The following is a 22,543-nucleotide window of genomic DNA, read 5'->3' on the forward strand; positions in this document are numbered from 1 at the left end:
GCCGTCAGCCGACGTTCGTGACAGGGATCAGCGCACCCGTGACGGGCGAACCCGCGTCGGAGATCAGGAACTCGATCACCTTGGCGACGTCGGCCGGCTGCGACCACTTGCTGGTATCGGCGTCGGGCATCGCCGCGCGGTTGGCGGGTGTGTCGATCACGACGGGCAGCAAGGCGTTGACCCGGATGTGGTCTTCGCGGTACTCGAGTGCCATCGTCTCGACGAGAGCGGAGACGGCGGCCTTCGACGCGATGTAGGACGCGCCGCCCGGGAACGGGCTGCGCGTCGCGGCGGTGGAGATGCAGACGATCGATCCACCGCCGCGACGGATCAGGTGGGGCAGCGCTGCCTGGCTGACCGCGTACGCGGTCCGCAGGTTGAGGTCGAGCTGGGAGTCGAGGACCTCGATGGGTGTCTCGTGGACCTTCGGACCCGAGGCGAATCCACCGACGAGGTTGACGACGCCGAACAGCGGCGCGTCCGGATCTTCCCCGGCCACCGCCAGCGCATCTTCGAGTTGCTGGTCGTCGGTGAGGTTCGCCTGCACGAGATGCAGGTTGGGGTGGGTACCGACGCGGCTGAGTTCTTCGCGCACGAGCCAGGGCACCACCACTCGCCACCCGGTATCGAGCAGGTGTTTCGTCACGGCTGCTCCGAGACCGCCGGTGCCGCCACTGACCAATACGGTGCGAGTCATGCCACCGCCCCTTCCTGACAGGTTCGCTCGGTCGCCATGAGGCTCCGAAGTACTCTCGGCATCGGTCGCCGAGGTGATGAGAGCCACACTATCGCAAACGGAAATGGAATTCTCCAAATTTTTCCGGCGAATGGGATCGGCATCGGCCCGGCCCCCGTACGAAGATCGTCACGGGCCGGAGTTCCGGCCCGACCGCCACGAAGGGACCCACCCGTGACCGACATCGAAGCGAACTTCCTCCACGTCGGAGAACTGCGCGCCTACCTGGCCCGTCCCGCCGGAGGCAGCACCGGCGCGATGCTGCTCCTGCCGATGATCACCGGTATCGGCGCCCAGGTCCGCGAATACGCCGAGGACATCGCGCGCGCCGGGGCCACGGCGCTCGTGTGGGACCCGTGGCACGGGCCGAGCGCCGACGACACCCCGCACGACCGGCTCGCCGAGATGATGGGCCGACTCGACGACGAGGCGTCCCTCGCCGAGATGGGAACGCTGCTGGACTATGCCGTCGACGAGCTGGGCGTGTCGAAGATCGGCGTGATCGGGTGGTGCCTCGGGGGACGTCTCGCGCTGCTCCTCGCCGCACGCGACGAGCGGCCCGCCGCTGTGGTCGCGTACCACCCCTCCATCTGGGACTCGGCTCCGCCGAACCACACCCTCGACGCGGTCGACCAGGCCTCGACGATCACCGCGCCGGTCATGGTGCTGCACGCCGGCGCCGACACCGTGATGTCCGCAGAGATCTTCCGCGACCTGCAGCAGGCGCTCCAGCAGCGCCGAACCGGGGCAACCATCATCCATGTCTATCCCGGTGCCGAACACGGCTTCAGCGTGCGGTCACGGCACGGCAATCAGGTCAATGCGGACGCCTACGCGCTCTCCTGGCCGCAGGTCCTGCGCTTCGTCGCCGATACCACGCTCGGCTGAGCCGCGCGGTCGGCCGACGCACGGTTCGGGGCGGCACGGACGAGAAAGTTCCGGGAACGGGTTGCGGAAATGCGCCGGAGGACGACCATGGAGCACACCCGACCCCCAGCGCACGCCGGGGGAAGAAGGAGCCGACCGTATGACGTCGAGACCGACCGCGAGGAAGTTGGAACAAGTCGTCATCCGCATCGCGGGTGACTCCGGCGACGGGATGCAACTCGCCGGTGACAGATTCACCGCCGAGGCCGCCGCGTTCGGCAACGACCTCGCCACCCAGCCCAACTTCCCCGCCGAGATTCGCGCACCCCAGGGCACACTGCACGGCGTCTCGAGCTTCCAGATCCAGATCGCCGACTACGACGTCCTCACCGCGGGGGACCGGCCCGACGTGCTCGTCGCGATGAATCCGGCTGCCCTGAAGTCCAACCTCGGCGACCTGCCTGCGGGTGGGATCCTCATCGTCAACAGCGACGAGTTCACCAGGCGCAATCTGAGCAAGGTCGGCTACGACGCCAACCCGCTCGAGACCGACCTCGTCGAGCCGTTCGTGGTTCACGCGATCCCCATGAGCACCCTCACCGCGGGCGCGGTCGAGCCGTCCGGTGTGGGGAAGAAGGACGCCCACCGCGCCAAGAACATGTTCGCGCTCGGAGTGTTGTCGTGGATGTACGGGCGTCCACTGGCCCCCGTCGAGGACTTCCTCGAGCGCAAGTTCGCCGCGAAGCCGGACATCGCGCAGGCCAATGTCCTGGCGCTGCGCGCGGGATGGAACTACGGCGAGACCACCGAGGCGTTCGCCACCACCTACGAGGTGGGCAAAGCCGCGTTACCGCCCGGGCGATACCGGCAGATCACCGGAAACACCGCGCTTGCGTACGGCCTCGTCTCGGCCGGACGGTCCGCGGGGATGGACGTGTTCCTCGGGACCTATCCGATCACCCCGGCGTCCGACATCCTGCACGAACTGAGCAAACTCAAGCGGTTCGGTGTGCACACCTTCCAGGCCGAGGACGAGATCGCGGGGATCGGTGCTGCGATCGGCGCGTCGTACGGCGGTTCTCTCGGGGTGACGAGTACGTCGGGACCGGGTCTTGCTCTGAAGTCGGAAGCCATCGGACTGGCCGTGATGACCGAACTGCCGTTGATCGTCATCGACGTGCAGCGCGGTGGGCCCTCGACGGGCCTGCCCACCAAGACCGAGCAGGCCGACCTGCTCCAGGCGATCTTCGGCCGCAACGGGGAATCTCCGGTCGCCGTCGTCGCGCCGCAGTCCCCGTCCGACTGCTTCGAGGCGGCACGGGAAGCAGCGCGCATCGCCGTCACCTACCGGACACCGGTGCTGCTGCTGTCCGACGGCGCCATCGCGAACGGGTCCGAGCCGTGGCGCATTCCCGACGCCGCGGACCTCCCCGCGATCGAACCCGGATTTGCGACACCGCCGGGGGAGGAAGGCCCCGGTCATCTGCCCTACGCGCGGGATCCGGAGACGCTTGCCCGAGACTGGGCGATCCCGGGTACCCCGGGGCGGGAACACCGCATCGGCGGTCTCGAGAAGGCCAACGGCACCGGCGACATCTCGTACCACCACACCAATCACGAACTGATGACCCGGGTTCGGGTCGCCCGCATCGCGGGTATCGCCGTACCCGATCTCGAGGTCGACGATCCTGGCGACGACGCGGACATCCTGGTCCTCGGCTGGGGTTCGTCGTACGGACCTATCGGGGAGGCCGTCCGCCGGGCACGTCGCGGGGGCCGTCCGGTCGCGCGGGCACACCTTCGTCATCTCAACCCGATGCCCGCGAACCTCGGTGACGTGCTCGCCCGGTACCGGCGGGTACTGGTACCGGAGATGAACCTCGGTCAGCTGTCCATGTTGCTTCGGGCACGGTACGACGCGGACATCCAGCCGGTGACCAAAGTTGCCGGCATGGCGTTCCTCGCCGACGAACTCCACGAGGCGCTGCTCGACGAGTTCGAGGACGGACTGCGCAGCGCCGAATCCGCAAAGACCCCAGCCGCGGTGGCGGCAGCCGTGACACGCTGACGCGCCACCGAAGATCGGAGATCCGACAGATGACGGGAACGATGCACAACGGCACGGCCCACGAGACCGGCGCGGTCGGCAGGGATCTGGGTCTCAGTGGCCTCGCCCATGTACCCCGCACCGACGTGCCACAGAAGGCGAAGGACTTCACCACCGACCAGGAGGTCCGGTGGTGTCCCGGATGCGGCGACTACGTCATCCTCGCGACCGTGCGCAGCATGCTGCCGCAGTTGGGGCTCGCGAGGGAGAACATCGTCTTCGTGTCGGGTATCGGATGTTCGTCGAGGTTCCCGTACTACCTCGACACCTACGGCGTGCATTCCATCCACGGCCGCGCGCCGACACTGGCCACCGGACTGGCCGTCACCCGGCCCGACCTGTCGGTGTGGGTGGTCACCGGTGACGGCGACGCGCTGTCGATCGGCGGCAACCACCTGATCCACGCGTTACGCCGCAATGTGAACATGCGGATCCTGTTGTTCAACAACAGGATCTACGGACTGACCAAGGGGCAGTACTCACCGACCTCCGAGGTCGGCAAGGTCACCAAGTCCACACCGATGGGCTCGGTCGACGCCCCGTTCAACACGATGTCGCTGGCACTCGGAGCGGACGCGAGTTTCGTTGCCCGCGCGCTGGATTCGGACCGGGAGGGATTGACGGAGGTGCTGCGCGCCGCGGCGCATCACCGGGGCGCGGCGTTCGTCGAGATTTTGCAGGACTGCCCGATCTTCAACGACGGTTCGTTCGACGTGCTCCGGAAGGACGGCGCCGGCTCCCGGTTGATCCACGTGCGGCACGGCGAACCGATCATCTTCGGAACCGACGACGAACTGTGCGTCGTGCGCCGCGGTTTCGGTCTGCGGGTGGCGCAGCGCGCCGAGGTGGACCCCGGCGACATCGTGGTCCACGATGCGCACACCGAGGACCTCGAGTACGCCTACGCCCTGTCGCGACTGTCGGACCAGAACCTCGAGTACACGGTTACCGGAATAGTGCGAGCAGGACAGCGGCCGGCATACGACGACGGTGCGCGCGACCAGGTGGCGCGGGCGAAAGCCGAAGCGCCGGCAGACCTCCAGCAACTCCTCGACGGTCCCCACACCTGGACCGTGTCCTGACGACCTGACGACTCCCCGCGCCTTCCGGCGTCATCCGTGCACGACACGGCCGCCGATGACGGTGGTGCGCACCGCTGATGACGACGGCGCCGAGAGAACGTCGGCGAGAGGAGCGTGGAGGAGCACTACATCTCCGGGTTGCCCGATCCGGATCGTCCTCGGATTCCCGCCCGGATCGTCTGCGGCCGAGAGGAACCCGGCGAGCGCCTGGGAAGGATCGAGAATCTCGGAGTGGCTGAGGACCGCACCCGACTCCGTCGTCCGTGTCGTGGCGGCTGCGATGATGGCCCACGGGTCGAGCGGCCCGTACGGGGCGTCGCTCGACAGCGCGAGAGGTACGCCCGCGTCGAGCAGGCTGCGGCATCGATACAGGTCGCCGCGGTCCCGGGGATCCACGTCGCGCAGGTAGCTGTCGCCACGATCGGAGAGGAACCCGGGCTGCGACACGACCCGCACGCCGAGCCGGCGCAGATCGTCGATCGATTCGGGGGGTATGAGAGCGCCGTGCTCGATCCGGTCGCCGGGACGGGCACCCACCTCGGTGAAGGCGGCGAGCAGGATTGCGAACGCTTCTCTGCTCACACAGTGCACCGCGACCCCGCGTCCGGCGGCGTGCACGTCCCGGATCGTCTCGGCGAGCACGTCGAGGTCGGGGAGCCCGGAATCCGCGAGCACGATCTTGTAGGGACCGGTGGTCAGAGTGCCGCTGGGGGAGACGAATCCGGACGGTGCACCGAGAAGATGCAGGCGCTGAGGGAGCGCACCGCCACCGTGCGCGCCCACCAGAGCCGCGAGCGAACTCGGTGACAGGTCCGGTGTCGCGTCGGTGAGACCGGTGATCCCGTACGCCGCGAGCTGAGCGCCGATCGCGTCGAGCGGGGGTGGCGCGGTCGGCGGCAACCGGTCGCGTAGCCACGTATCGGCCCGCCACACGCGTCCCGTCGGGCGCCCGTCGCCGTACCGTTCGACGCCGGGATGGTCGGCGGCGTCGAGTCCGGCGAGCGCCGCGGCCGCGGAGTTCAGGACCCAGAGCGCGCCGCTGCGATGCTGCACCCGCACAGGGCGCCGCGCGTGCATCCGGTCGAGAGCCTCGGAATCGAGCTCCCCCGCTACGGATTCGAAGTATCCGACTCCACGGACCGAGTCACCCGGTGCCGTCCGCAGCACTCGTGCGAGGTCGTCGGGGGTACGAACATGCGGGGGTCCGCAGCGCACCGACGACCGTTCGGCAGCCGTTGCGTGCAGGTGGATGTGGTGGTCGTGCAGGCCCGGTACGAGTGCTCCGCCGGCGCCGTCGATCACGTCGATGTTCCCGGTCGGTTCGAGTCCGACCCCCACCTCGGCGATCACCCCGTCCCGGATCACCACTGCCGAACCGGGAACGCCGCCGAGTTCGACATCGCGCAGCATCAGCGGCGTCATCGCCGGATCCCCAGTTCGCCCAGTAGCTGTGCGGTGTCCCGTCCCGAGCGAGCGGCTTCCCCGTGCGGTTCGCGTGGGCGCGGTGGGACGATCTCCACGGGGGCCGGACCCGTGTCCACCCACCACCGGCCGCCGCGCCGATATGCCTGCGGTGCAGGAGAATGCGATGCGTTCAGAGTCGCCGCGACGACGGCCGACATCGACACGTCCCACAGCACACCGGACCCGTCTGCGGGGGCCGACAGTGCAAGGGTTGCGGCGGTCAGGCCGGTGAGGGGATCGGCCAGCGCATCGCCCACGAAGACCGGACCGTGAGCGTCGTGGGCGAGCAATCCGGCGCTCGCGGCGACATCGTCACCGAAGCCGACGCGCATCGACCCGCGACCGTGCGCGGTGATCGACACCCACGTGCCGCCGCGCGCCACCACTGTTTCGGCGTCGAGCCCGAAACCGGCGAGGGCGCGGGGACGCGACGCCTCGACGACGATGTCCGCAGCATCGACCAGGGCAGCCAGTTCCCGGCGTTGCCGGTCGTCGGACGGGTCCAGCACCACCGACTCGTGGCCGCCGTGCAGCAAGCGATAGAACTCGTAGTTGCCGCGTCGTGCTCCGTCGGGCCGGTCGGGCGTCTCGACCTTCACGACGCGCGCCCCCGCCAGTCCCAGCACGTGAGCGCACAGCGGACCGGCCCACAGAGCGCTGAAATCGACGACGAGCAGTCCGTCGACCTGCCGTGGTTCCAGTGGTACGGGCGGCGTACCGGTGGGCGGCGTCACCGGTCCGGCGGCGATGCCGAGCAGTTCCGCGCGGTCGGCGAGTTCGGCGCCGGTGTGGCCGGCGACCCACGCCGTGACGGCGGGCCACGGATCGTCGGCTACGTCGGCGCCGACGAGGGCGCCCAGGAGCAGGGGGTCGCCGGGACGTGCGCACGACACCGCTGCCCAGCCGTCTGCGGTGGGCAACAGCCGGCACGCTCCGCCCACCGACGTGGCGCCGGCCCTGCGGGCGCCGGTGAACGCGGCACGCTCGGACAGCAGGTGGGCGCCGTCCAGTTGTACCGATCCGGCGGTCGCGGACGCGATCCGTGCCGTCAGTTCCCTCGCCGTGGTTGCCGCCCGGCCCGGTGGGATCAAGGGAGGGCCGTCGACTCTCCCCGTGAGAGAAGCAATTCCGCTCTCCGCCCAGTCCCTGACCGGGTCGCCGGCGGAAGAGGAGGACATGAGCGTGATGCTACATTCCATCGCGAGGGGGCCGGAGTCGAGCGTGAAGGCACAACATATGGACCCGACGACAGCCGTCACGATTTCCGTTGCCGATCTCGCGGACGGGGCAGCCGACGAGCCTTTCTTCGCGGACGGGGGCGCGGCCGACCGTCCGATGCTGATCGTCGACCTCGACGATGTCCCCGCGTCGGTGCTCGAGCGGGCGGCTCACCGGGCCGCGATGTCCGATCGACTGCTGGTCGGCCGGGCGACGATGCCGCTCGATTCCGGCGCCTTGTCCCCATTGCTCGGCGCGCTCGACCTCACATATGCCACCGGCCCCGATCCGGTCGCGACGACGGTGGTCGGCACGCCCGATCCCGGCGCGAGCGCCGCAACCGTGCTCGACGCCGTCACGAAGAATCCGCTCGCGGTGCTGGTGTTGCGGCAGGTGTTGCGCACCGCCGACACCCTTGCGGTATCCGGCGCGCTCGATGTCGAGTCACTGGGATATTCCACGCTGCAGAGCGGACCCGAGTTCGCCCGGTGGCTCGACGACCGGGGACTCCGCCCGCTGCCCCCGCCCGCGTCCGGGGATCCCGTGCTCCTCGTGCGCGACGGCGTGACGCTGCACGTGACGCTCAATCGCCCGGAACGGCGCAACGCGTACGGCACGCAGTTGCGCGACGCATTGGTCGACGCGCTCCGGTTGCCGCTGGTGGACGAGAGCATCGAGCGTGTCGTGCTCGACGGCGCGGGACCGTCGTTCTGCGCGGGCGGAGACCTCGACGAGTTCGGGCGCACCCCTGACGCGGCGACCGCGCACCTGATCCGTACCCGCGGGGGCGCGGGACGAGTCGTCGCGCAGCTCGCAGACCGGATCGAGGTGCGTCTGCACGGTCACTGCGTCGGTGCCGGCATCGAGATTCCGGCGTTCGCGGGCAGAGTGGTGGCCCATCCGGCGACGGTGTTCCGCCTTCCCGAAGTGTCGATGGGGCTGATCCCCGGAGCAGGCGGCACGGTGAGCATCCCCCGTCGCATCGGGCGGTGGCGCGCGATGCATCTGTTCGTCACGGCGCTGCCGCTGGACGCGGATCGCGCGTTGGCGTGGGGCTTGATCGACGAGATCCGCGCCGACTGACCCGTCCGCGACCGGTCAGGCCATGAGGACGGTGAAACGCCAATCCAGGACGGGCGCCGGCTCGGTGGCCGCACGGTGTGCGTACACGAGAGAGCGCAGTGCGAGCACACCTCCGCCCTGTGGGAGCGGTTCGGCGGACTCGACGTGCAGGTCGCTGGTGAGGGTGTCGCCCTCGTGCACGGGACCGGTGTGGTCGCACGACCGCCACCCGAGCACGGTCACCATATTCGGCAGTGCACGCGTCGCCTGGGACAGTGCGATCCCGATCGTGTGCCCGCCGTACACCAGTCGCCCCGCCGACCCGACACGCTCGTCATGGTGTGTCGCAGCGATATTCAGGCTCAGGCGCGCGAGTTCGGGTGCACCGGACACGACGTCTCCACTCGATCGCAGCACGGCGCCGGCGAGCGCGGGATCGAAATGGGTTCCGGGAACTCGACTCCGATACAGATCGAGGTCCCAGTTGCCGGGTGAGGACCAGATCGGCTGGTCCCGAGGTCCGATTACGGACAGGTCTTCCGCGTGGACGATCCGGCCGGGATCTGGAGTCTCGCTCAACGGCAGCATCGCACATCGGTAGAAATCGAGCACTGTCCTGCCGTCCTGGTCCACGGTGTTCACGCGCAGCGCCGCCAGGCCGGTGGGTCGACGACCCGGCTTCGCCGAATTCTCTTTCAGGCCCACTACTTCGGTGGTCGTGTAGAGCGTGTCGCCGATGAAGGGGAATCGGTGGAAACGCAATCCTCGGTAGAACAGGTTGGCCTTGACGTGGTGCGTCACCAGCGTCGACTGGCCGATCGCGATGTCGGTGACGAAACCGGCGTGTGCGAGAGCGCCGCCCGCGACCGCGGTCGAGAGGTGCCGGTCGAGGGGAAGACGGAACCGGTCGCCGAGGATCGCTTGGTGGGTCGCCGCGAGTCCGTCGGTGAGGGTGACTGCGGGTGCGGTGTCGAAGACGCGGCCGACGGTGAGTTCGTCGAAATATGGGCCGCCGACAGAAACGGGATTCGTGGTCATGTCAGGCTCCGGCTTTCGACAGGGTGCGACGGGCGCTGCTCGCCGCCGGAAGAGTGTGGCTCGGACGTCACGGAGAACCTCGTGGATTTCGGGACAGCGGGGAACGCGGTGAATGTACGGCCATTGTGGGGTGCTGCGCCAGAGTTATAGGCAGATGCAGCCACACGTATTGCTGAAAACTCTGGAATTTCGGGCGGATTCGAAGGGGCAGGCATTGACACGGCTACGCGTGGTCAACAAAATGGCCGTACAAAGTTTGGTCGGGTCGCCACCCGGCACCGATCGAAGGATCCGCGTGAGCACTCTGAACGACGAAGAGACTTTTCTGATCGAGACGGTCCGCGACTTCGTCGACCGCGAGGTCAAGCCCACCGTGCAGGAAGTCGAGCACGCCAACGAGTACCCGGAACGCTGGATCGAGCAGATGAAGCAGATCGGCATCTACGGCCTCGCGGTACCCGAGGAGTACGGCGGATCCCCGGTGTCGATGCCCTGCTACGTGCAGGTGACCGAGGAACTCTCGCGCGGCTGGATGAGTCTTGCGGGCGCGATGGGCGGCCACACGGTCGTGGCGAAACTGCTTGCGCTGTACGGCACCGAGGAGCAGAAGCGCAGGTACCTGCCCAAGCTTGCCACCGGAGAGATCCGCGCGACGATGGCGCTCACCGAACCGGGCGGTGGCTCCGACCTCCAGGCGATGACGACCACCGCGAAGCGCGACGGCGACGATCTGGTGATCAACGGCGCGAAGACCTGGATCACCAATGCGCGACGTGCGGGGCTGATCGCGCTGTTGTGCAAGACCGATCCGCAGGCCACCCCGCGGCACAAGGGCATCTCCGTCGTTCTCGTCGAACACGGCCCCGGCCTGACGGTCTCACGGGATCTGCCGAAACTCGGCTACAAGGGCGTCGAGTCGTGCGAACTGAGCTTCGACAACTACCGGATTCCGGCCGAGGCGATCCTCGGAGGCGACCCGGGCAAAGGTTTCGGACACATGATGAAGGGCCTCGAGACCGGCCGTCTGCAGGTCGCCTCCCGCGCGCTCGGTGTTGCGGCCGCGGCACTCGAGGATTCGCTGGCCTATGCGCAACATCGCGAGAGCTTCGGGGTGCCCATCTGGAAACACCAGTCGATCGGCAACTACCTCGCCGACATGGCCACCAAACTGACCGCAGCTCGGCAACTCACCCGCTATGCGGCGGAAAAGTACGACAGCGGCGAACGATGCGACATGGAAGCAGGCATGGCGAAGCTGTACTGCTCGGAGATTGCGATGGAGATCGCCCTGAACGCGGTGCGCATCCACGGGGGTTACGGGTACTCGACCGAGTACGACGTCGAACGCTACTTCCGTGACGCACCCCTGATGATCGTCGGTGAGGGGACCAACGAGATCCAGCGCAACGTGATCGCGAGCCAACTCGTGGCCCGCGGCGGAATCTGACCGGTACCACCGGGATCGGCGGTCATGGACGGCAGAGCACGAGGGACGGAACCGGCCTACGCGCAGCTCGCCCGTCGGCTACGGGACGAGGTGGAAGCCGGCCGGTACAGCAACGGGACGCGCCTGCCTACCGAAGCCGAATTGGCCGAGCAGCACCGGGTGAGCAGGCAGACGGTTCGGCGTGCGTTCCAGGATCTCGTGGCGGACGGCATCGTCTACCGCGTCCCGGGGCGTGGCACGTTCGCGGACGAGTCGGGCAGGCGTTACCGGCGGCAACTCGGGTCGATCGAGGACCTCCTCGCGTTGTCCGCCGACACCGTCATGGAGATCGTCACCCCGCTACACAGGGGAGTCGACATCGATGCGGCGAGCCGGTTGCGGCTCGACACCGATCTGCTCTATTCGGTCGTGCTCCGGCGGGTGCACGGGGCCACCCCTTTCGTGCTCACCACCATTCATCTCCCCGACGAGATCGCGGCGCACGTGCTGGACGCACCGGCGTTGCGGGCGGGCGCGTCGAGCCGTAACACCGTGATCGGCCTGCTCGAGCCTCATCTCGACAGCCCGATCGTCGAAGCCGCACAGTCGATCACCGTGGCATCGGCATCCGAGCAGGTCGCGGCCGAGTTGAACTGTGCGGTAGGGCATCCGCTGCTGAGAGTGGACCGCCTGTACTCGAACGCCGAGGGACTACCGGCGGAGCTGTCGGTGAGTTACTTTCTGCCGGAGCACTACACGTATCGCGTCACCCTCAGGCGGACCGGGCATTGACCGCCACAACTACCCGAACAGGAGCACAAATGCGAGTTTTCCACGGAATCGACGAGGTCGAGAAGGCGGTCGGGGAGGACCTCGGCCACAGTGAGTGGATGGAGATCACCCAGGAGCGCGTGAACCTGTTCGCCGACGCCACCGGTGATCACCAGTGGATCCACGTCGATCCGGACAAGGCGAAGAACGGCCCGTACGGCACGACGATCGCACACGGGTATCTGACCTTGTCGCTGCTGCCGGTCCTCGGCGCGAAGATCTTCTCACTCGACGGCGTGACGATGAAGATCAATTACGGCGCGAACAAGGTGCGTTTCCCCGCTCCGGTGCCCGTCGGTTCGAGGATTCGTGCCGGCGCCGAGTTCACGTCGCTCGAACGCACCGCGAAAGGCGCGAATCTGGTGGTGAACTACACCGTCGAGGTCGAGGGCGGAACCAAGCCGGCGCTGGTCGCCGAAACGGTCGTCGTACTCGTTCCCTGATCCGTCTCAGGATATTTCGACGCGCAGGATGCGATCGTCGTCGTCGCCGGGCTGCCCGCGACCGTCGCGGTTCGAGGTGGTCAACCACAGCGAACCGTCCGGCGCGGCGGCGACGGTCCTGAGCCGTCCGTACTCGCCGACGAAGAATTCCCGCGCGTCCACCGTGTCGTCCGGCCGGATCGTGATGCTCCACAGTCTTTCTCCGCGGAGGGCTGCCATCCAGAGCCGGTCGTCGGCGAAGGCGAGCCCGGACGGGGAGGCGTCGGATACCGGCCAGGTCGTGACGGGGTCGACGAACTCCGGAGCGCCGCCGGTCCCTTCCACGTCGGGCCAGCCGTAGTTCGCTCCGGGCGTGACGAGATTCAGCTCGTCGACGTCGTTCTGGCCGAACTCCGATGCCCACAGACGACCCGGTCCGTCGAACGCGAGTCCTTGCACGTTGCGGTGGCCGAGCGAATAGACCGGCGATGCGGGATCGGGGTTGCCCGGAGCGGGCGCGCCGTCCGGCGTGATCCTGAGGATCTTGCCGCCGAGCGACGCGGGGTCCTGAGCGAGTTCGGCGTCACCGGCTTCACCCGTCGCGGCGTACAACATGCCGTCCGGACCGAAGACCAGCCGTCCGCCGTCGTGGATCCGGGCCGCGGGAATGCCGTCGACGATCACGGACGGTTCCGACAGGGCCGTGCCGTCGTAGACGGCGCGCAGGATGCGGTTGTCCGCGCCGGTCGTCGCGTACAGGAAGACGAGGCCGTCGGCGTCGAAGGTTGGGGAGACCGCGATGCCGAGCAACCCCGATTCACCCTGCGCGACCACATCGCCGATGCGGCCCACCTCGCGGACGGTGCCGTCGGGGGCGATATCGAGTACCCGCCCCGAGTCCCGTTCGGTCACCAGCGCGGAACCGCCGGGCAGGAACGCGATCCCCCACGGAGTCTCGAGCCCGGATGCGACGGTGCCGGTGACACGCGGGTCGCCCGCGTCGGGTGCCGGCGACTCGGCCGTGGCGGTGCTCGCCCGGGTGGGTTCCTCGTCGATCGCGGGAGTGGACGGCGACGCGCACGCCACGAGGGGCACCGCCACAGCGGTGACGGCGAGCCGAGCCAGGAGAGTTCTGGTCACGTCGTACATCCTCTCGCGGCGCGCGCGATTCTGCCGGGTCAGGACGAGAAACGGATGCGGGCTTGCGTCTTCCCGAGGACCGTCCGGCCCGCTGCCGACACGGTGATGTCGACGCGTGCCACACGCTCCACGTCGTCGAGGCGGGCGACCTTCGCGGAGATCGACAGGTCGGCCCCGTCCAGCGGGTCGACGACGACCGGCCGCGTGAAGCGCGCTTCGTACGAGATCACCGAGGTCGGATCCCCGGCCCAGTCGACGACGGCCTGCAGTCCCAGTGCCGCTGTCAGCATTCCCTGGCACAGCACGCCGGGCAGGCCTTCCCCGGCGGCGACCGCGTCGTCGAAGTGGATCGGGTTGAAGTCGCCCGACGCGCCCGCGTAGCGAACCAGATCCGCCCGAGTCACCTTCAGGTCCGACTTCGCGACGATCGCCCCGAGTTCGAGATCGTCGAAACGTGGTGCCGTGCTCCGCGTCATGCGTCGTCTCCCCGGTGCAGCAGTGTCGATGTGATCGTGGCGACCGGATCCCCGGCGGTATCCCGGATCTCGCACACCGTGGCGAGGATGGAACTGCCGGCGCGTTCGGTGACGTCGGTGATGGTGAGTGTGGTGGCCAGCTCGTCGCCGGCGACGATCGGGCGGTGATACTCGATCTTCTCCGAGCCGTGCACCGTCCGATGTAGCTCGAGGCCGGTGCCCGGAGTTTCCAGAAGTTGCACAACCGCCGGGCTCTGGACGACGGTGGTGAAGGTGGTCGGTGCGACGACGTCCGCGAAACCTGCGGCACGAGCGGCATCGACATCGTGGTGGATCGGGTTCTTCGATCGCACGGCACGAGCGAACTCGCGGATTTTCTCGCGTCCGACGAGATACGACGTCGCAGGGAAGACCCGTCCGCTCAAGTCGGGATTCAGTGGTGGCATCCACGGAGCGTAACGGTGAACGGCGGACGGGTCAGGTGGTGCATCCCCGCGCTGCGACCGGCCACCTGCCGACCACCGCGTCGCCGGAGACCGCCACCAACTCGTCGACCAGGTTCACGGCGTTGCATGCGTGGTTCGGCACCACTCGCACCCGCTCACCGAGCGCGGGCGGGGAGGTGTGACCCGGCCACTGCACGGTGGCGTGGTGTTCGGACAGCGCGACGATCCGGGCATCGGGCGTCCCCAGAATACGGCCGTATCCGGTTGCCCACGACGCCCGGTCGGCACCGAGAATCTTGCTCCCGGCGTCGAGGACCACGACATCGCCGCGTGCCGAGACCACCGTCGCGAGCGCGGTGAGCGCGAGGTCTTGCTCGGTGATCGCCTCGAGTTCGAGTTGCTGCGCATCGCCGAAGACGTATACGCCCGGCCGCAATTCCGTGGCTTCGGTCGGGGCCTCGATCATCACCGTGGGTGAGGAGCCGCCGCTGATCACCGCCGGTTCGATGCCCACTGCGCGCAGCGAGGCGGCCGCGGCCGCGAGCGCAACCGATTCTTCGGCGGCGGCCGCCGGCGGAACGCCCGGACCATACGAGTGACCGGGAAAGGTGAAGACGCCGTGTACCTCGAGGCCTTCGTCGCGGGCGGACGCGGCGACGGCGCCGGCCCGCTCGGGAGGAACTCCGGTGCGGTGATGCCCGCTGTCGATCTCGACGAGCACGCCGACGCCGGTGCCGGCATGCGCCGCGAGTGCCCGGACGCCGGCGGTGGACTCGACCCCGACCGTGAGCCGGACGCGTGCGGCGAGTGCCCGAAGCCGCGCGCCGCGGGCGGCGTCCACCCACAAGGGGTACGCCACGAAGAGGTCGTCGGCACCCGCGTCCGCGAATACCTCGGCCTCGGACACCGTCGCCACCGTCAGCCCACAGGCACCCGCGGCGAGCTGACGCCGAGCGATCTCGACGCACTTGTGTGTCTTGACGTGCGGTCGCAGGTGAAGCCCGCGCGCGTCGGCCGACTGCGCCATCCGCGTGACGTTGCGGTCGAGGACATCGGTATCGACGACGAGAACCGGAGTCGCGTCGAGGTCGGGGAACGAGGTCATTTCCGCAGCCTATCGGGGGTGAGTGGGGTCCCGGGGGAGCACATCGGGATTTGGAGAGTGCGCAACCTCTATTTGGGGTTACACTCGGCCGCATGAGTGGTGTGGATCACAAGAACGAGGATTTCGATGTCGTCGTGCGCGGCGGCCTGTGGTTCGACGGAACGGGTTCGCCCGGAGCCGTCCGCAACCTCGGTATCCGAGATGGTGTCGTCGCTGCGGTGACGTCGGACGACCTGCCCGTCGGGGCCGGCACCGAGGTGGTCGAGGCGGCCGGCCGCTGGGTCATGCCGGGCTTCGTCGACACGCACACGCACTACGACGCCGAGGTGCTCGTCGGCCCGGGTCTGCCCGAGTCGGTGCGACACGGCGTCACCACGGTGCTGATGGGAAACTGCTCGATCTCCACGGTGTACGTTCCGCCCGTCGACGCCGCCGACCTGTTCAGCCGCGTGGAGGCGCTGCCCCGCGAACACGTGCTCGCGGCACTCGAGCGCTCCAAGACGTGGAACTCGCCGCGTGAGTACATCGATACCCTCAACGAACTGCCGCTCGGCCCCAACATCACCGCATTCGTCGGACACTCGGACATCCGTGCCTCGGTGATGGGTCTGGGGCGTTCGACGGACGGTGCCAATCGGCCGACCCGCGACGAACTCGCCGCGATCGACGCGCGGGTATCGGAGGCTCTGGACGCGGGTTTCCTCGGCGTCTCCACGATGACGAATCCGTGGGACAAGATGGACGGCGACCGCTACCGCTCCCGCACATTGCCCTCGACGCATGCCTCGTGGTCGGAATTCCGTCGCCTGCACAGGATCCTGCGCAGGCGTGGACGTGTGCTGCAGGCCGTCCCCAATCTCAACACGAAGTACGACGTGGCGTTCTTCGCGGCGGCGAGCACCGGACTCGGGCGCAAGCCGATGAAGACCTCCGTCCTCGCAGCGGCCGACACCAAGGCGGAGCGGTGGGTCAATCGAATCTTCGGCCCGATCGCGTACGCGGCCAACAAGATCGGTAAGGGCGCGTTCCGCTGGCAGCACCTGCCGACGACCTTCGAGGTCTATTCCGACGGGATCGATCTCGTCGTATTCGAGGAGTTCGGTTCGGGGCGGGCGGCACTGCATCTCCAGGAGGAGATGGGGCGCAACGACCTGCTGCGCGACGAGGCCTATCGCCGCTGGTTCCGTCGTGATTTCGAGAAGAAGTTCTCGCCGAGGGTCTGGCACCGGGACTTCGACGACACCCGCATCGTGGAATGCCCCGACGAGTCGCTCGTCGGCCGGTCCATCGGTGACGTCGCGCGGGAACGGAAGCTCCACCCGGTGGACACGTTCCTCGACCTCGTCGTGGAATACGGCCGGGAATTCCGCTGGCACACCGTGATCGCCAACGATCGACCCGCGGTGGCCGACCGGCTCATCCGGACGGAAGGCATCACCCTCGGTTTCTCCGACGCCGGTGCACACCTGCGCAACATGGCGTTCTACAACTTCGGCATCTGCCTGCTGCGACGAATCCACGAAGGTGAGCAACGCGGAAAGCCGGTGTTGCCCTTGCACACCGCTGTCCACAAGCTCACCGGAGAACTCGCGGACTTCTACGGGATCGACGCCGGACATCTGCGGATCGGCGACCGTGCCGACTTCGTCGTCATCGATCCCGCCGGCCTCGACGAGGACACGGACCGGTATCACGAAGCGCCGCTGGAACAATTCGGCGGACTGCGGCGGATGGTCAACCGCAACGACCGGGCGGTCACCGCGACCGCTGTGGCGGGCACGGTCGTCTTCCGTGACGGGCAGTTCGTGGACGGATACGGGCGCACCGTCGGCACCGGCCGCTTCCTGAAGGCGGGTGTGGAGGAGCGCGGTCCCGCACCGGTACGGACGACGGAGGCGTCGGTGGGGTAGGAGTGCCCGTCCTGCACGGTGAGCGTCTGCCCCGGCGCACCCAGAAGGAACGACGCGAGGAAACGATCGGCCGGATCCTCGACGCGACGATCGCCTCACTCGCCGAACGCGGTTACACCTCCACGACCATCGGGGAGGTGTGCCGTCGTTCGGGAGTGTCGTCGGGCGGGGTTTTCCGGCACTTCCCCACGCGCCTCGGCCTGATGGTCGCGGCTGCCGAAGAGGTGAGCGAACGCCAGTTCGTGAACTTCCGGGCGGGACTCGCGGTGCTCGGCCGCCTCGAGGAACGCAGCGGTGCCGATACCACCGTCGACGTGGTGCGTACCTGCCTGCTGTTGTTGCGCCGCGCATGCCGGGCGCCGATGAATTCCGCGTGGTACGAACTTCTCGGCGCGGCCCGCACCGATCCGGCACTGCGTGATCACCTCTCTCCGATGGCCGCCCGCTACCACGCGCAGATCGCCGACTTCGGCAGGTCGCTGCCGGTCGCAGATCGGTTGCCGCCTGCGCAGTTCGATCTGGTCCTGTTCTCGCTCGTGCACATGTTCGACGGCGAGGCGGTGTCGTCGATCGTGCATCCCCAGCCCGAACTGGAGGATCCGCGAATCGAAATGCTGGCCCGAATGCTCACCGGCGTCACATCTCGCATAAGTTCGGACGATGATCGATAACGAAGCTGCTCCCGGTTGGTTTGTCGACGCTCTCGCGACACCCGTCGACAAGGGCACCGTCGATGTCGACGGTGCGACCATCGCCTATCGCGCGTGGGGTGAAGCGGGGGGCCCCGGTGTGGTGCTCGTGCACGGCGGCATGGCGCATTCCGGCTGGTGGGACCACATCGGACCGCAACTGGCCCGGGGACGCCGAGTGGTCGCGCTCGATCTCAGCGGACACGGGGACAGCACCCACCGTGAGCACTACTCTCTGGAGGCGTGGTCCGCAGAGGTGCTTGCCGCAGCGGCAGCAGGGGGGATAACCGGACGCCCGGTGCTGCTCGGGCACAGCATGGGCGGGATCGTGTCCTTCGCGACCGCGCATTTCCACGGCGACCGGCTCGGGGGTGTGATCATCCTCGATTCCCCGATCCGCGACATGACTCCCGAAGAACTCGAGATGCGAGCCAAGATCGCCGCGAATGCCGGTCCGCCGAAGGTGTATCCGTCGGTGGAGGCGGCGGTGGCGCGGTTCCGCCTCGTCCCACCGCAGGACACAGCCGAGCCTTTCGTCCTGGAACACATCGCTCGCGAATCCTTGAAGCAGGTCGAAGGCGGGTGGTCGTGGAAGTTCGACAATCTCCGGATGGGTCGCGAGGGACGCGGCAGCCTCGAGAACATGACGCCCCGATCGCGGCTGGCCTATTTCCGGAGCGAGCACGGCATCGTCGACGACGCGCTCGCTGCGAAGATCCGCCGGCAACTCGGCCCGGACACTCTCATGGTCGAACTTCCTGCGGCGGGCCACCATCCCATGATCGATCAGCCACTGGCTGTCGTCACCGCCGCACGTACCGTGCTGGCCGGCTGGGAAGGGTAGCGCCGTGAATCCCTTCCGTCCGGTCGCCATCCGGATCGGTGCGCTGCCCTGGCTCCCGAACTACTCACGCCCGATCATTGCCGTGGACAAGACGATTCAGCGCGTCACCCGTGGAAAGTTCACGCTCCTGAAGATCGCGGACTTGCCGTCGCTGGCGCTGACGGTGCGGGGACGGAAAACCGGTGAGCCACACACCACTCCGCTGCTGTGCGTGCCGCACGACGGCGGCTGGCTCGTCGTCGGCTCGAACTGGGGCCACCCCAAGCCTCCGGTCTGGGCGCTGAATCTGAGCGAGGCAGACGAGGCGGTCGTGCTGTTCGAGGGTCACCGGACTCCGGTGTCGGTGCGGGTCGCCGAAGGTGAAGAGCGCGAACGGTTGTGGCCCGAGTTGCTGAAGACGTGGCCCAACTACGACCTGTACGCGCGCCGGACCGACCGGACGCTGCCCGTGTTCGTGCTGACCCCGGAAACCGGGTAGGGGCAGTCGCTCACGCAGCACTTGCCATGGTGCGCTTTTCCTCCCGCGGTGCGAGGACCCGGAAACAGACACCCGCGACGACGAAGGTGCCCAGAGTCCCGATCAGTGCCGCGACGCCGGCGGATCCGGGCCGATCGCCGACCGTGTACCCGGCGAGCGCACTCCCGGCGAAGCGGTGTTCTTCGACCCGGCGTGCCATGCATTCGCCGGTATCGGTGTCCGGGCCCCGTGTGCACCCCCGCAGAGTCGCCGCTTCCAGTGCATCGGGCCCGGACGCACCGAGCGGGGAGACGAGGCCCGCGATCACCAGTGCTGCGAATGCCAGCCCGGCGAGCAACACCCCGCGCGGATGTGCGGCGGGGCGGGCCGCTAGGGACTGTTCTCGCAACAGGAAGACGGACGCCGGGTGGACCAGGGTCACGGCGACGACCACGAGGGCAGTCACCAACCCGTCGACGAGCGCGACCGGGATGTGCACCGCGAACAGGTACGCCACGTTCTCCACGGGCGTGGCGGTGGCTCCTCCCAGCGCGTATTCGACGACGAAACTTGCGGTCGCGGCGAACACGGAGACGAATCCTGCGGCGAGGGACACGAGCGTCGGCGTCAGGAGCGGCGAGCGAACCTCGCGACGCACAAGAAGTGCCCGCGCGGCCACCGCGACCACGAATCCGGCGGCGACCGCGGCGAGCGCCATGTTGGTGACGTTCGCACCGAGTGCGGAAAGCCCACCGTCCGCGAAGACGAACGCCTGCACGGTGAGCACGATGGCCATACTCAGGGCGCCGACGAAGGGGCCGAGCAGGATGGCGGCGATCGCCGCCCCGACGACATACCCGCTCACGCCGGGCAGGATCGGGACGGCAACCGTGTGCAGAGCGAAGATCAGCGCCGTGACCAGCGCGGCGAAGGGCACTGTCCGCACGTGGAGATCGCTGCGCGCGCACCAGGCGGCAAGGCACACACCGATCGCTGCCACGACATAGAACAAGACGGAGGCGCGCGGATCGATCAATCCGTCGCTCATGTGAAGTGCCACGACATCCACTTCGAGACCTCCCCGGCAGCGTGTTCGGGACGAAACAGTAACCCCGGCTACCCGCCGTCCGGGTGGGTTTCGGAGAGGCTGCCGACGATGCGGAGCATATACAGAAACCGGAACGTGTTCTATATTTCGGAGATGTACGAGTGGTCAGATACAGACCTCATGTTCCGCGATGCACTGCGCGGATTCATCGAGAAGGAACTCCGTCCGCATGTCGACAGGCTCGAGTCGGGTGAGTTGCCGCCCTACGACATCATTCGCAAGTTGTACTCGACGTTCGGCATCGACGAGATGGCTCGGGAATCGCTCGAACGGGCACTCGCGAAGGAAGAATCGGGTGAGAAGTCGTCCGGATCGGGCGGCATGGGCGGTTCTCCCGGAATGGCGGCATTGCTCAACATCGAGATCGCGGGGGTCAGTCTCGGTCTCGTGGCGTCTCTCGGTGTCAGCCTGGGTCTTACCGCCGGTACGATTCGCAGCCGCGGAACGCTCGCACAGAAGAAGCGGTGGCTGCCCGAACTCGTGACCTTCGAGAAGGTCGGCGCGTGGGCGATCACCGAACCCGATTCCGGCTCGGACGCCTTCGGCGGAATGAAGACCACGGTCCGCCGGGACGGTGACGACTACATCCTCAACGGACAGAAGACGTTCATCACCAACGGGCCGTACGCCGACGTCATCATCGTCTACGCGAAGCTCGACGAAGGAAACGCCTCCGTCGACCGGCGCGATCGCAAAGTACTCGCGTTCGTGCTCGACAAGGGAATGGAGGGGCTCACCCAGAGCCCGCCGTTCAAGAAGATGGGCATGAACTCCTCGCCCACCGGCGAATTGTTCTTCGACAATGTGCGCATCACCCGGGACCGACTCCTCGGGGAGACCGAGGACAGCGGCAAGAGCGACGGCAAGGACAGCGCGAAGGAATCGTTCGCGGCAGAACGCATCGGGATCGCGTACCTGTCGCTGGGCATCATCGAGCAGTGCCTGAAGCTGTGTGTCGAGTACTCCAAGTCGCGCAAGCTCTGGGGCAGCGAAATCGGCCGGTTCCAGCTGATCCAGCTCAAGCTCGCGGAGATGGAGATCGCGCGGGTGAACGTGCAGAACATGGTGTTCAGTGCCATCGAACGCGCAGAGGCCGGGAAGCCTGTGAGCCTGTCCGAGGCATCGGCGATGAAGCTCTACTCGTCGCGCGCCGCGACCGATGTCGCGATGGAGGCGGTGCAGTTGTTCGGCGGAAACGGCTATATGGCCGAGTACCGCGTGGAGCAGCTCGCCCGCGATGCGAAATCACTGATGATCTACGCGGGGAGCAACGAGATTCAGGTGACGCACATCGCGAAGGGATTGCTGTCCAGGTAATTTCGCTGGTTTCGATAACGACACGTCGGGCATTCTCAAATTCGCCCGGCGTGTCGTCTATTCTCGGCACTACAACAATCCGGCCACCGACGAGGGGAGTGGCCGGTACATAGTTATCGAGCGGAAATCGGGGGAGCGATGTACGCGTACGATATGGACACCGGAATCAGGCCACCAGGCCATGTCGACGGGCGGTCGGCGCGTGCCGAACGCACGCGGCAGGCCGTGATCGACGCGCATATTGCGTTGATCCGTGCCGGTGAACTCAAACCCACAGGAGCGCAGATCGCGGCGCGCGCAGGTGTGTCTTTGCGGTCCCTGTGGGGTCATTTCGGAGATCTCGAGAAGCTGTTCGAGGCGACCGGCGCCGAACTCTTACGGCGCCAGGACGACGCGTACGAGCCCGTGGATCCGTCGTTGCCGCTCTCCGAGCGGATCGATGCGTATTGCCGCCAGCGGGCCGAACTGCTCGAATTCATTGCGCCGTTCGCCCGATCGTCGGAGATTCGGGCGCCGTTCTCGCGGGAACTCCAGCACAATCGTCTGCGCTACTTCGAGCGGGCGGCGTTCGAAGCGCAAGTGTTGTTCGCGCGGGAACTCGACGGTGTGGGAAGCGAAGTGCGCTGCCAGATCGAGAGTTCGATCGCGATCAGCACGACGTGGCCGATGTGGGTTTCGCTCCGCGACGTGCTGCGTCTACCCGTGCCGGACGCCGTCGAAGTGATGAAACGCGCGGTCAAGGCGCTCATCTGCGAAGCGATGGCTGCCCGTCGTCCCGCAGCCGTGAGCTGAGCGCGA

Annotated in this window: 22 protein-coding genes; 13 read left to right on the top strand and 9 right to left on the bottom strand. The window is 67.6% G+C overall.

From position 1 onward, the window contains the following. Positions 1-4: 4 nt before the first annotated feature. Positions 5-697, bottom strand: a complete 693-nt coding sequence (locus tag ACLQ3J_RS04810) for an SDR family NAD(P)-dependent oxidoreductase (protein ID WP_169622098.1) — start codon at positions 695-697, stop codon at positions 5-7. Positions 698-910: 213 nt separating this feature from the next. On the opposite strand from ACLQ3J_RS04810, the gene ACLQ3J_RS04815 reads away from it, so the two are divergent. The 3 genes from ACLQ3J_RS04815 to ACLQ3J_RS04825 all read left to right on the top strand — a co-directional run bounded on the left by ACLQ3J_RS04815 (position 911) and on the right by ACLQ3J_RS04825 (position 4,792). Further along, positions 911-1,624: a dienelactone hydrolase family protein gene (locus ACLQ3J_RS04815; RefSeq protein WP_346765189.1), complete on the top strand. Its 714-nt coding sequence runs from the start codon at positions 911-913 to the stop codon at positions 1,622-1,624. 139 nt (positions 1,625-1,763) lie between these two features. Continuing rightward, on the top strand, positions 1,764-3,671 hold the full coding sequence (locus ACLQ3J_RS04820) for a 2-oxoacid:acceptor oxidoreductase subunit alpha (protein ID WP_425902344.1): 1,908 nt from the start codon (positions 1,764-1,766) through the stop codon (positions 3,669-3,671). A 29-nt stretch (positions 3,672-3,700) separates the two neighbouring features. Continuing rightward, positions 3,701-4,792, top strand: a complete 1,092-nt coding sequence (locus ACLQ3J_RS04825; RefSeq protein WP_169651499.1) for a 2-oxoacid:ferredoxin oxidoreductase subunit beta — start codon at positions 3,701-3,703, stop codon at positions 4,790-4,792. Positions 4,793-4,822: 30 nt separating this feature from the next. Here ACLQ3J_RS04825 and ACLQ3J_RS04830 read toward each other — a convergent pair whose 3' ends face one another. Both ACLQ3J_RS04830 and ACLQ3J_RS04835 read right to left on the bottom strand, forming a co-directional pair. Beyond that, the gene (locus ACLQ3J_RS04830; protein WP_425902345.1) at positions 4,823-6,214 is read right to left on the bottom strand and encodes an amidohydrolase family protein; all 1,392 of its coding nucleotides are present in this window, start codon (positions 6,212-6,214) and stop codon (positions 4,823-4,825) included. After that, a complete protein-coding gene (locus ACLQ3J_RS04835; protein WP_425902346.1) occupies positions 6,211-7,434 on the bottom strand; it encodes a CoA transferase in 1,224 nt (407 codons plus the stop codon). Before ACLQ3J_RS04835 ends, ACLQ3J_RS04830 begins: the two co-directional genes overlap by 4 nt. A gap of 58 nt (positions 7,435-7,492) precedes the next feature. Between ACLQ3J_RS04835 and ACLQ3J_RS04840 the strand changes: the two genes are divergently transcribed. Then, a complete protein-coding gene (locus ACLQ3J_RS04840; protein ID WP_425902739.1) occupies positions 7,493-8,557 on the top strand; it encodes an enoyl-CoA hydratase/isomerase family protein in 1,065 nt (354 codons plus the stop codon). Between the two features lie 15 nt (positions 8,558-8,572). Here ACLQ3J_RS04840 and ACLQ3J_RS04845 read toward each other — a convergent pair whose 3' ends face one another. Continuing rightward, positions 8,573-9,574, bottom strand: coding sequence for a MaoC family dehydratase (locus tag ACLQ3J_RS04845; protein WP_425902347.1), 1,002 nt, complete (start codon positions 9,572-9,574; stop codon positions 8,573-8,575). 295 nt (positions 9,575-9,869) lie between these two features. Here ACLQ3J_RS04845 and ACLQ3J_RS04850 point away from each other — a divergent pair, with 295 nt between their 5' ends. The 3 genes from ACLQ3J_RS04850 to ACLQ3J_RS04860 are packed head-to-tail and all read left to right on the top strand — an operon-like array spanning position 9,870 to position 12,274. Beyond that, the gene (locus tag ACLQ3J_RS04850; protein WP_169622105.1) at positions 9,870-11,021 is read left to right on the top strand and encodes an acyl-CoA dehydrogenase family protein; all 1,152 of its coding nucleotides are present in this window, start codon (positions 9,870-9,872) and stop codon (positions 11,019-11,021) included. Positions 11,022-11,045: 24 nt separating this feature from the next. Beyond that, complete coding sequence (locus ACLQ3J_RS04855) at positions 11,046-11,792, top strand: GntR family transcriptional regulator (protein WP_378528199.1); 747 nt, start codon at positions 11,046-11,048, stop codon at positions 11,790-11,792. A gap of 29 nt (positions 11,793-11,821) precedes the next feature. Beyond that, the gene (locus ACLQ3J_RS04860; protein ID WP_296550728.1) at positions 11,822-12,274 is read left to right on the top strand and encodes a MaoC family dehydratase; all 453 of its coding nucleotides are present in this window, start codon (positions 11,822-11,824) and stop codon (positions 12,272-12,274) included. Positions 12,275-12,280: 6 nt separating this feature from the next. Here ACLQ3J_RS04860 and ACLQ3J_RS04865 read toward each other — a convergent pair whose 3' ends face one another. From ACLQ3J_RS04865 to ACLQ3J_RS04880, 4 genes are read right to left on the bottom strand one after another with little or no spacing between them, the layout of a single operon-like run. Then, a complete protein-coding gene (locus tag ACLQ3J_RS04865) occupies positions 12,281-13,393 on the bottom strand; it encodes a PQQ-dependent sugar dehydrogenase (RefSeq protein ID WP_296550729.1) in 1,113 nt (370 codons plus the stop codon). Between the two features lie 38 nt (positions 13,394-13,431). Continuing rightward, the gene (locus tag ACLQ3J_RS04870) at positions 13,432-13,869 is read right to left on the bottom strand and encodes a MaoC/PaaZ C-terminal domain-containing protein (RefSeq protein ID WP_169651492.1); all 438 of its coding nucleotides are present in this window, start codon (positions 13,867-13,869) and stop codon (positions 13,432-13,434) included. Then, positions 13,866-14,315, bottom strand: a complete 450-nt coding sequence (locus ACLQ3J_RS04875) for an FAS1-like dehydratase domain-containing protein (RefSeq protein WP_296550730.1) — start codon at positions 14,313-14,315, stop codon at positions 13,866-13,868. Before ACLQ3J_RS04875 ends, ACLQ3J_RS04870 begins: the two co-directional genes overlap by 4 nt. 31 nt (positions 14,316-14,346) lie before the next feature. After that, a complete protein-coding gene (locus ACLQ3J_RS04880; protein ID WP_425902348.1) occupies positions 14,347-15,420 on the bottom strand; it encodes an alanine racemase in 1,074 nt (357 codons plus the stop codon). 92 nt (positions 15,421-15,512) lie between these two features. Here ACLQ3J_RS04880 and ACLQ3J_RS04885 point away from each other — a divergent pair, with 92 nt between their 5' ends. Genes ACLQ3J_RS04885 through ACLQ3J_RS04900 form a run of 4 tightly spaced genes read left to right on the top strand, consistent with a single transcriptional unit; the run spans position 15,513 to position 19,341 of the window. Next, on the top strand, positions 15,513-17,330 hold the full coding sequence (locus tag ACLQ3J_RS04885; RefSeq protein WP_425902349.1) for an N-acyl-D-amino-acid deacylase family protein: 1,818 nt from the start codon (positions 15,513-15,515) through the stop codon (positions 17,328-17,330). A gap of 2 nt (positions 17,331-17,332) precedes the next feature. After that, positions 17,333-18,001, top strand: a complete 669-nt coding sequence (locus ACLQ3J_RS04890; RefSeq protein ID WP_425902350.1) for a TetR/AcrR family transcriptional regulator — start codon at positions 17,333-17,335, stop codon at positions 17,999-18,001. Next, the gene (locus tag ACLQ3J_RS04895) at positions 17,991-18,863 is read left to right on the top strand and encodes an alpha/beta fold hydrolase (RefSeq protein ID WP_378528201.1); all 873 of its coding nucleotides are present in this window, start codon (positions 17,991-17,993) and stop codon (positions 18,861-18,863) included. The genes ACLQ3J_RS04890 and ACLQ3J_RS04895 overlap by 11 nt, the downstream gene beginning before the upstream one ends. Positions 18,864-18,867: 4 nt before the next feature. After that, a complete protein-coding gene (locus ACLQ3J_RS04900; protein ID WP_422423561.1) occupies positions 18,868-19,341 on the top strand; it encodes a nitroreductase family deazaflavin-dependent oxidoreductase in 474 nt (157 codons plus the stop codon). 10 nt (positions 19,342-19,351) lie between these two features. Here the strand turns inward: ACLQ3J_RS04900 and ACLQ3J_RS04905 are convergent, their stop codons facing one another. Then, a complete protein-coding gene (locus ACLQ3J_RS04905) occupies positions 19,352-20,368 on the bottom strand; it encodes an energy-coupling factor ABC transporter permease (protein WP_425902351.1) in 1,017 nt (338 codons plus the stop codon). Between the two features lie 153 nt (positions 20,369-20,521). Between ACLQ3J_RS04905 and ACLQ3J_RS04910 the strand changes: the two genes are divergently transcribed. Both ACLQ3J_RS04910 and ACLQ3J_RS04915 read left to right on the top strand, forming a co-directional pair. Next, positions 20,522-21,745, top strand: a complete 1,224-nt coding sequence (locus tag ACLQ3J_RS04910; protein ID WP_169622116.1) for an acyl-CoA dehydrogenase family protein — start codon at positions 20,522-20,524, stop codon at positions 21,743-21,745. Between the two features lie 138 nt (positions 21,746-21,883). Beyond that, the gene (locus ACLQ3J_RS04915) at positions 21,884-22,537 is read left to right on the top strand and encodes a TetR/AcrR family transcriptional regulator (RefSeq protein ID WP_240952511.1); all 654 of its coding nucleotides are present in this window, start codon (positions 21,884-21,886) and stop codon (positions 22,535-22,537) included. Positions 22,538-22,543 lie beyond the last annotated feature (6 nt).

The organism is Rhodococcus sp. DT1, assembly GCF_049844875.1.
Taxonomy (GTDB): Bacteria; Actinomycetota; Actinomycetes; order Mycobacteriales; family Mycobacteriaceae; genus Rhodococcus.

Bases quoted from the DNA above. Each gene is read 5' to 3' on its own strand.
- ACLQ3J_RS04810 (WP_169622098.1), bottom strand. From the start codon at position 697: ATGACTCGCACCGTATTGGTCAGTGGCGGCACCGGCGGTCTCGGAGCA.
- ACLQ3J_RS04820 (WP_425902344.1), top strand. From the start codon at position 1,764: ATGACGTCGAGACCGACCGCGAGGAAGTTGGAACAAGTCGTCATCCGC.
- ACLQ3J_RS04825 (WP_169651499.1), top strand. From the start codon at position 3,701: ATGACGGGAACGATGCACAACGGCACGGCCCACGAGACCGGCGCGGTC.
- ACLQ3J_RS04830 (WP_425902345.1), bottom strand. From the start codon at position 6,214: ATGACGCCGCTGATGCTGCGCGATGTCGAACTCGGCGGCGTTCCCGGT.
- ACLQ3J_RS04835 (WP_425902346.1), bottom strand. From the start codon at position 7,434: ATGTCCTCCTCTTCCGCCGGCGACCCGGTCAGGGACTGGGCGGAGAGC.
- ACLQ3J_RS04840 (WP_425902739.1), top strand. From the start codon at position 7,493: ATGGACCCGACGACAGCCGTCACGATTTCCGTTGCCGATCTCGCGGAC.
- ACLQ3J_RS04845 (WP_425902347.1), bottom strand. From the start codon at position 9,574: ATGACCACGAATCCCGTTTCTGTCGGCGGCCCATATTTCGACGAACTC.
- ACLQ3J_RS04855 (WP_378528199.1), top strand. From the start codon at position 11,046: ATGGACGGCAGAGCACGAGGGACGGAACCGGCCTACGCGCAGCTCGCC.
- ACLQ3J_RS04860 (WP_296550728.1), top strand. From the start codon at position 11,822: ATGCGAGTTTTCCACGGAATCGACGAGGTCGAGAAGGCGGTCGGGGAG.
- ACLQ3J_RS04870 (WP_169651492.1), bottom strand. From the start codon at position 13,869: ATGACGCGGAGCACGGCACCACGTTTCGACGATCTCGAACTCGGGGCG.
- ACLQ3J_RS04875 (WP_296550730.1), bottom strand. From the start codon at position 14,315: ATGCCACCACTGAATCCCGACTTGAGCGGACGGGTCTTCCCTGCGACG.
- ACLQ3J_RS04880 (WP_425902348.1), bottom strand. From the start codon at position 15,420: ATGACCTCGTTCCCCGACCTCGACGCGACTCCGGTTCTCGTCGTCGAT.
- ACLQ3J_RS04885 (WP_425902349.1), top strand. From the start codon at position 15,513: ATGAGTGGTGTGGATCACAAGAACGAGGATTTCGATGTCGTCGTGCGC.
- ACLQ3J_RS04895 (WP_378528201.1), top strand. From the start codon at position 17,991: ATGATCGATAACGAAGCTGCTCCCGGTTGGTTTGTCGACGCTCTCGCG.
- ACLQ3J_RS04905 (WP_425902351.1), bottom strand. From the start codon at position 20,368: ATGAGCGACGGATTGATCGATCCGCGCGCCTCCGTCTTGTTCTATGTC.
- ACLQ3J_RS04910 (WP_169622116.1), top strand. From the start codon at position 20,522: ATGTACGAGTGGTCAGATACAGACCTCATGTTCCGCGATGCACTGCGC.
- ACLQ3J_RS04915 (WP_240952511.1), top strand. From the start codon at position 21,884: ATGTACGCGTACGATATGGACACCGGAATCAGGCCACCAGGCCATGTC.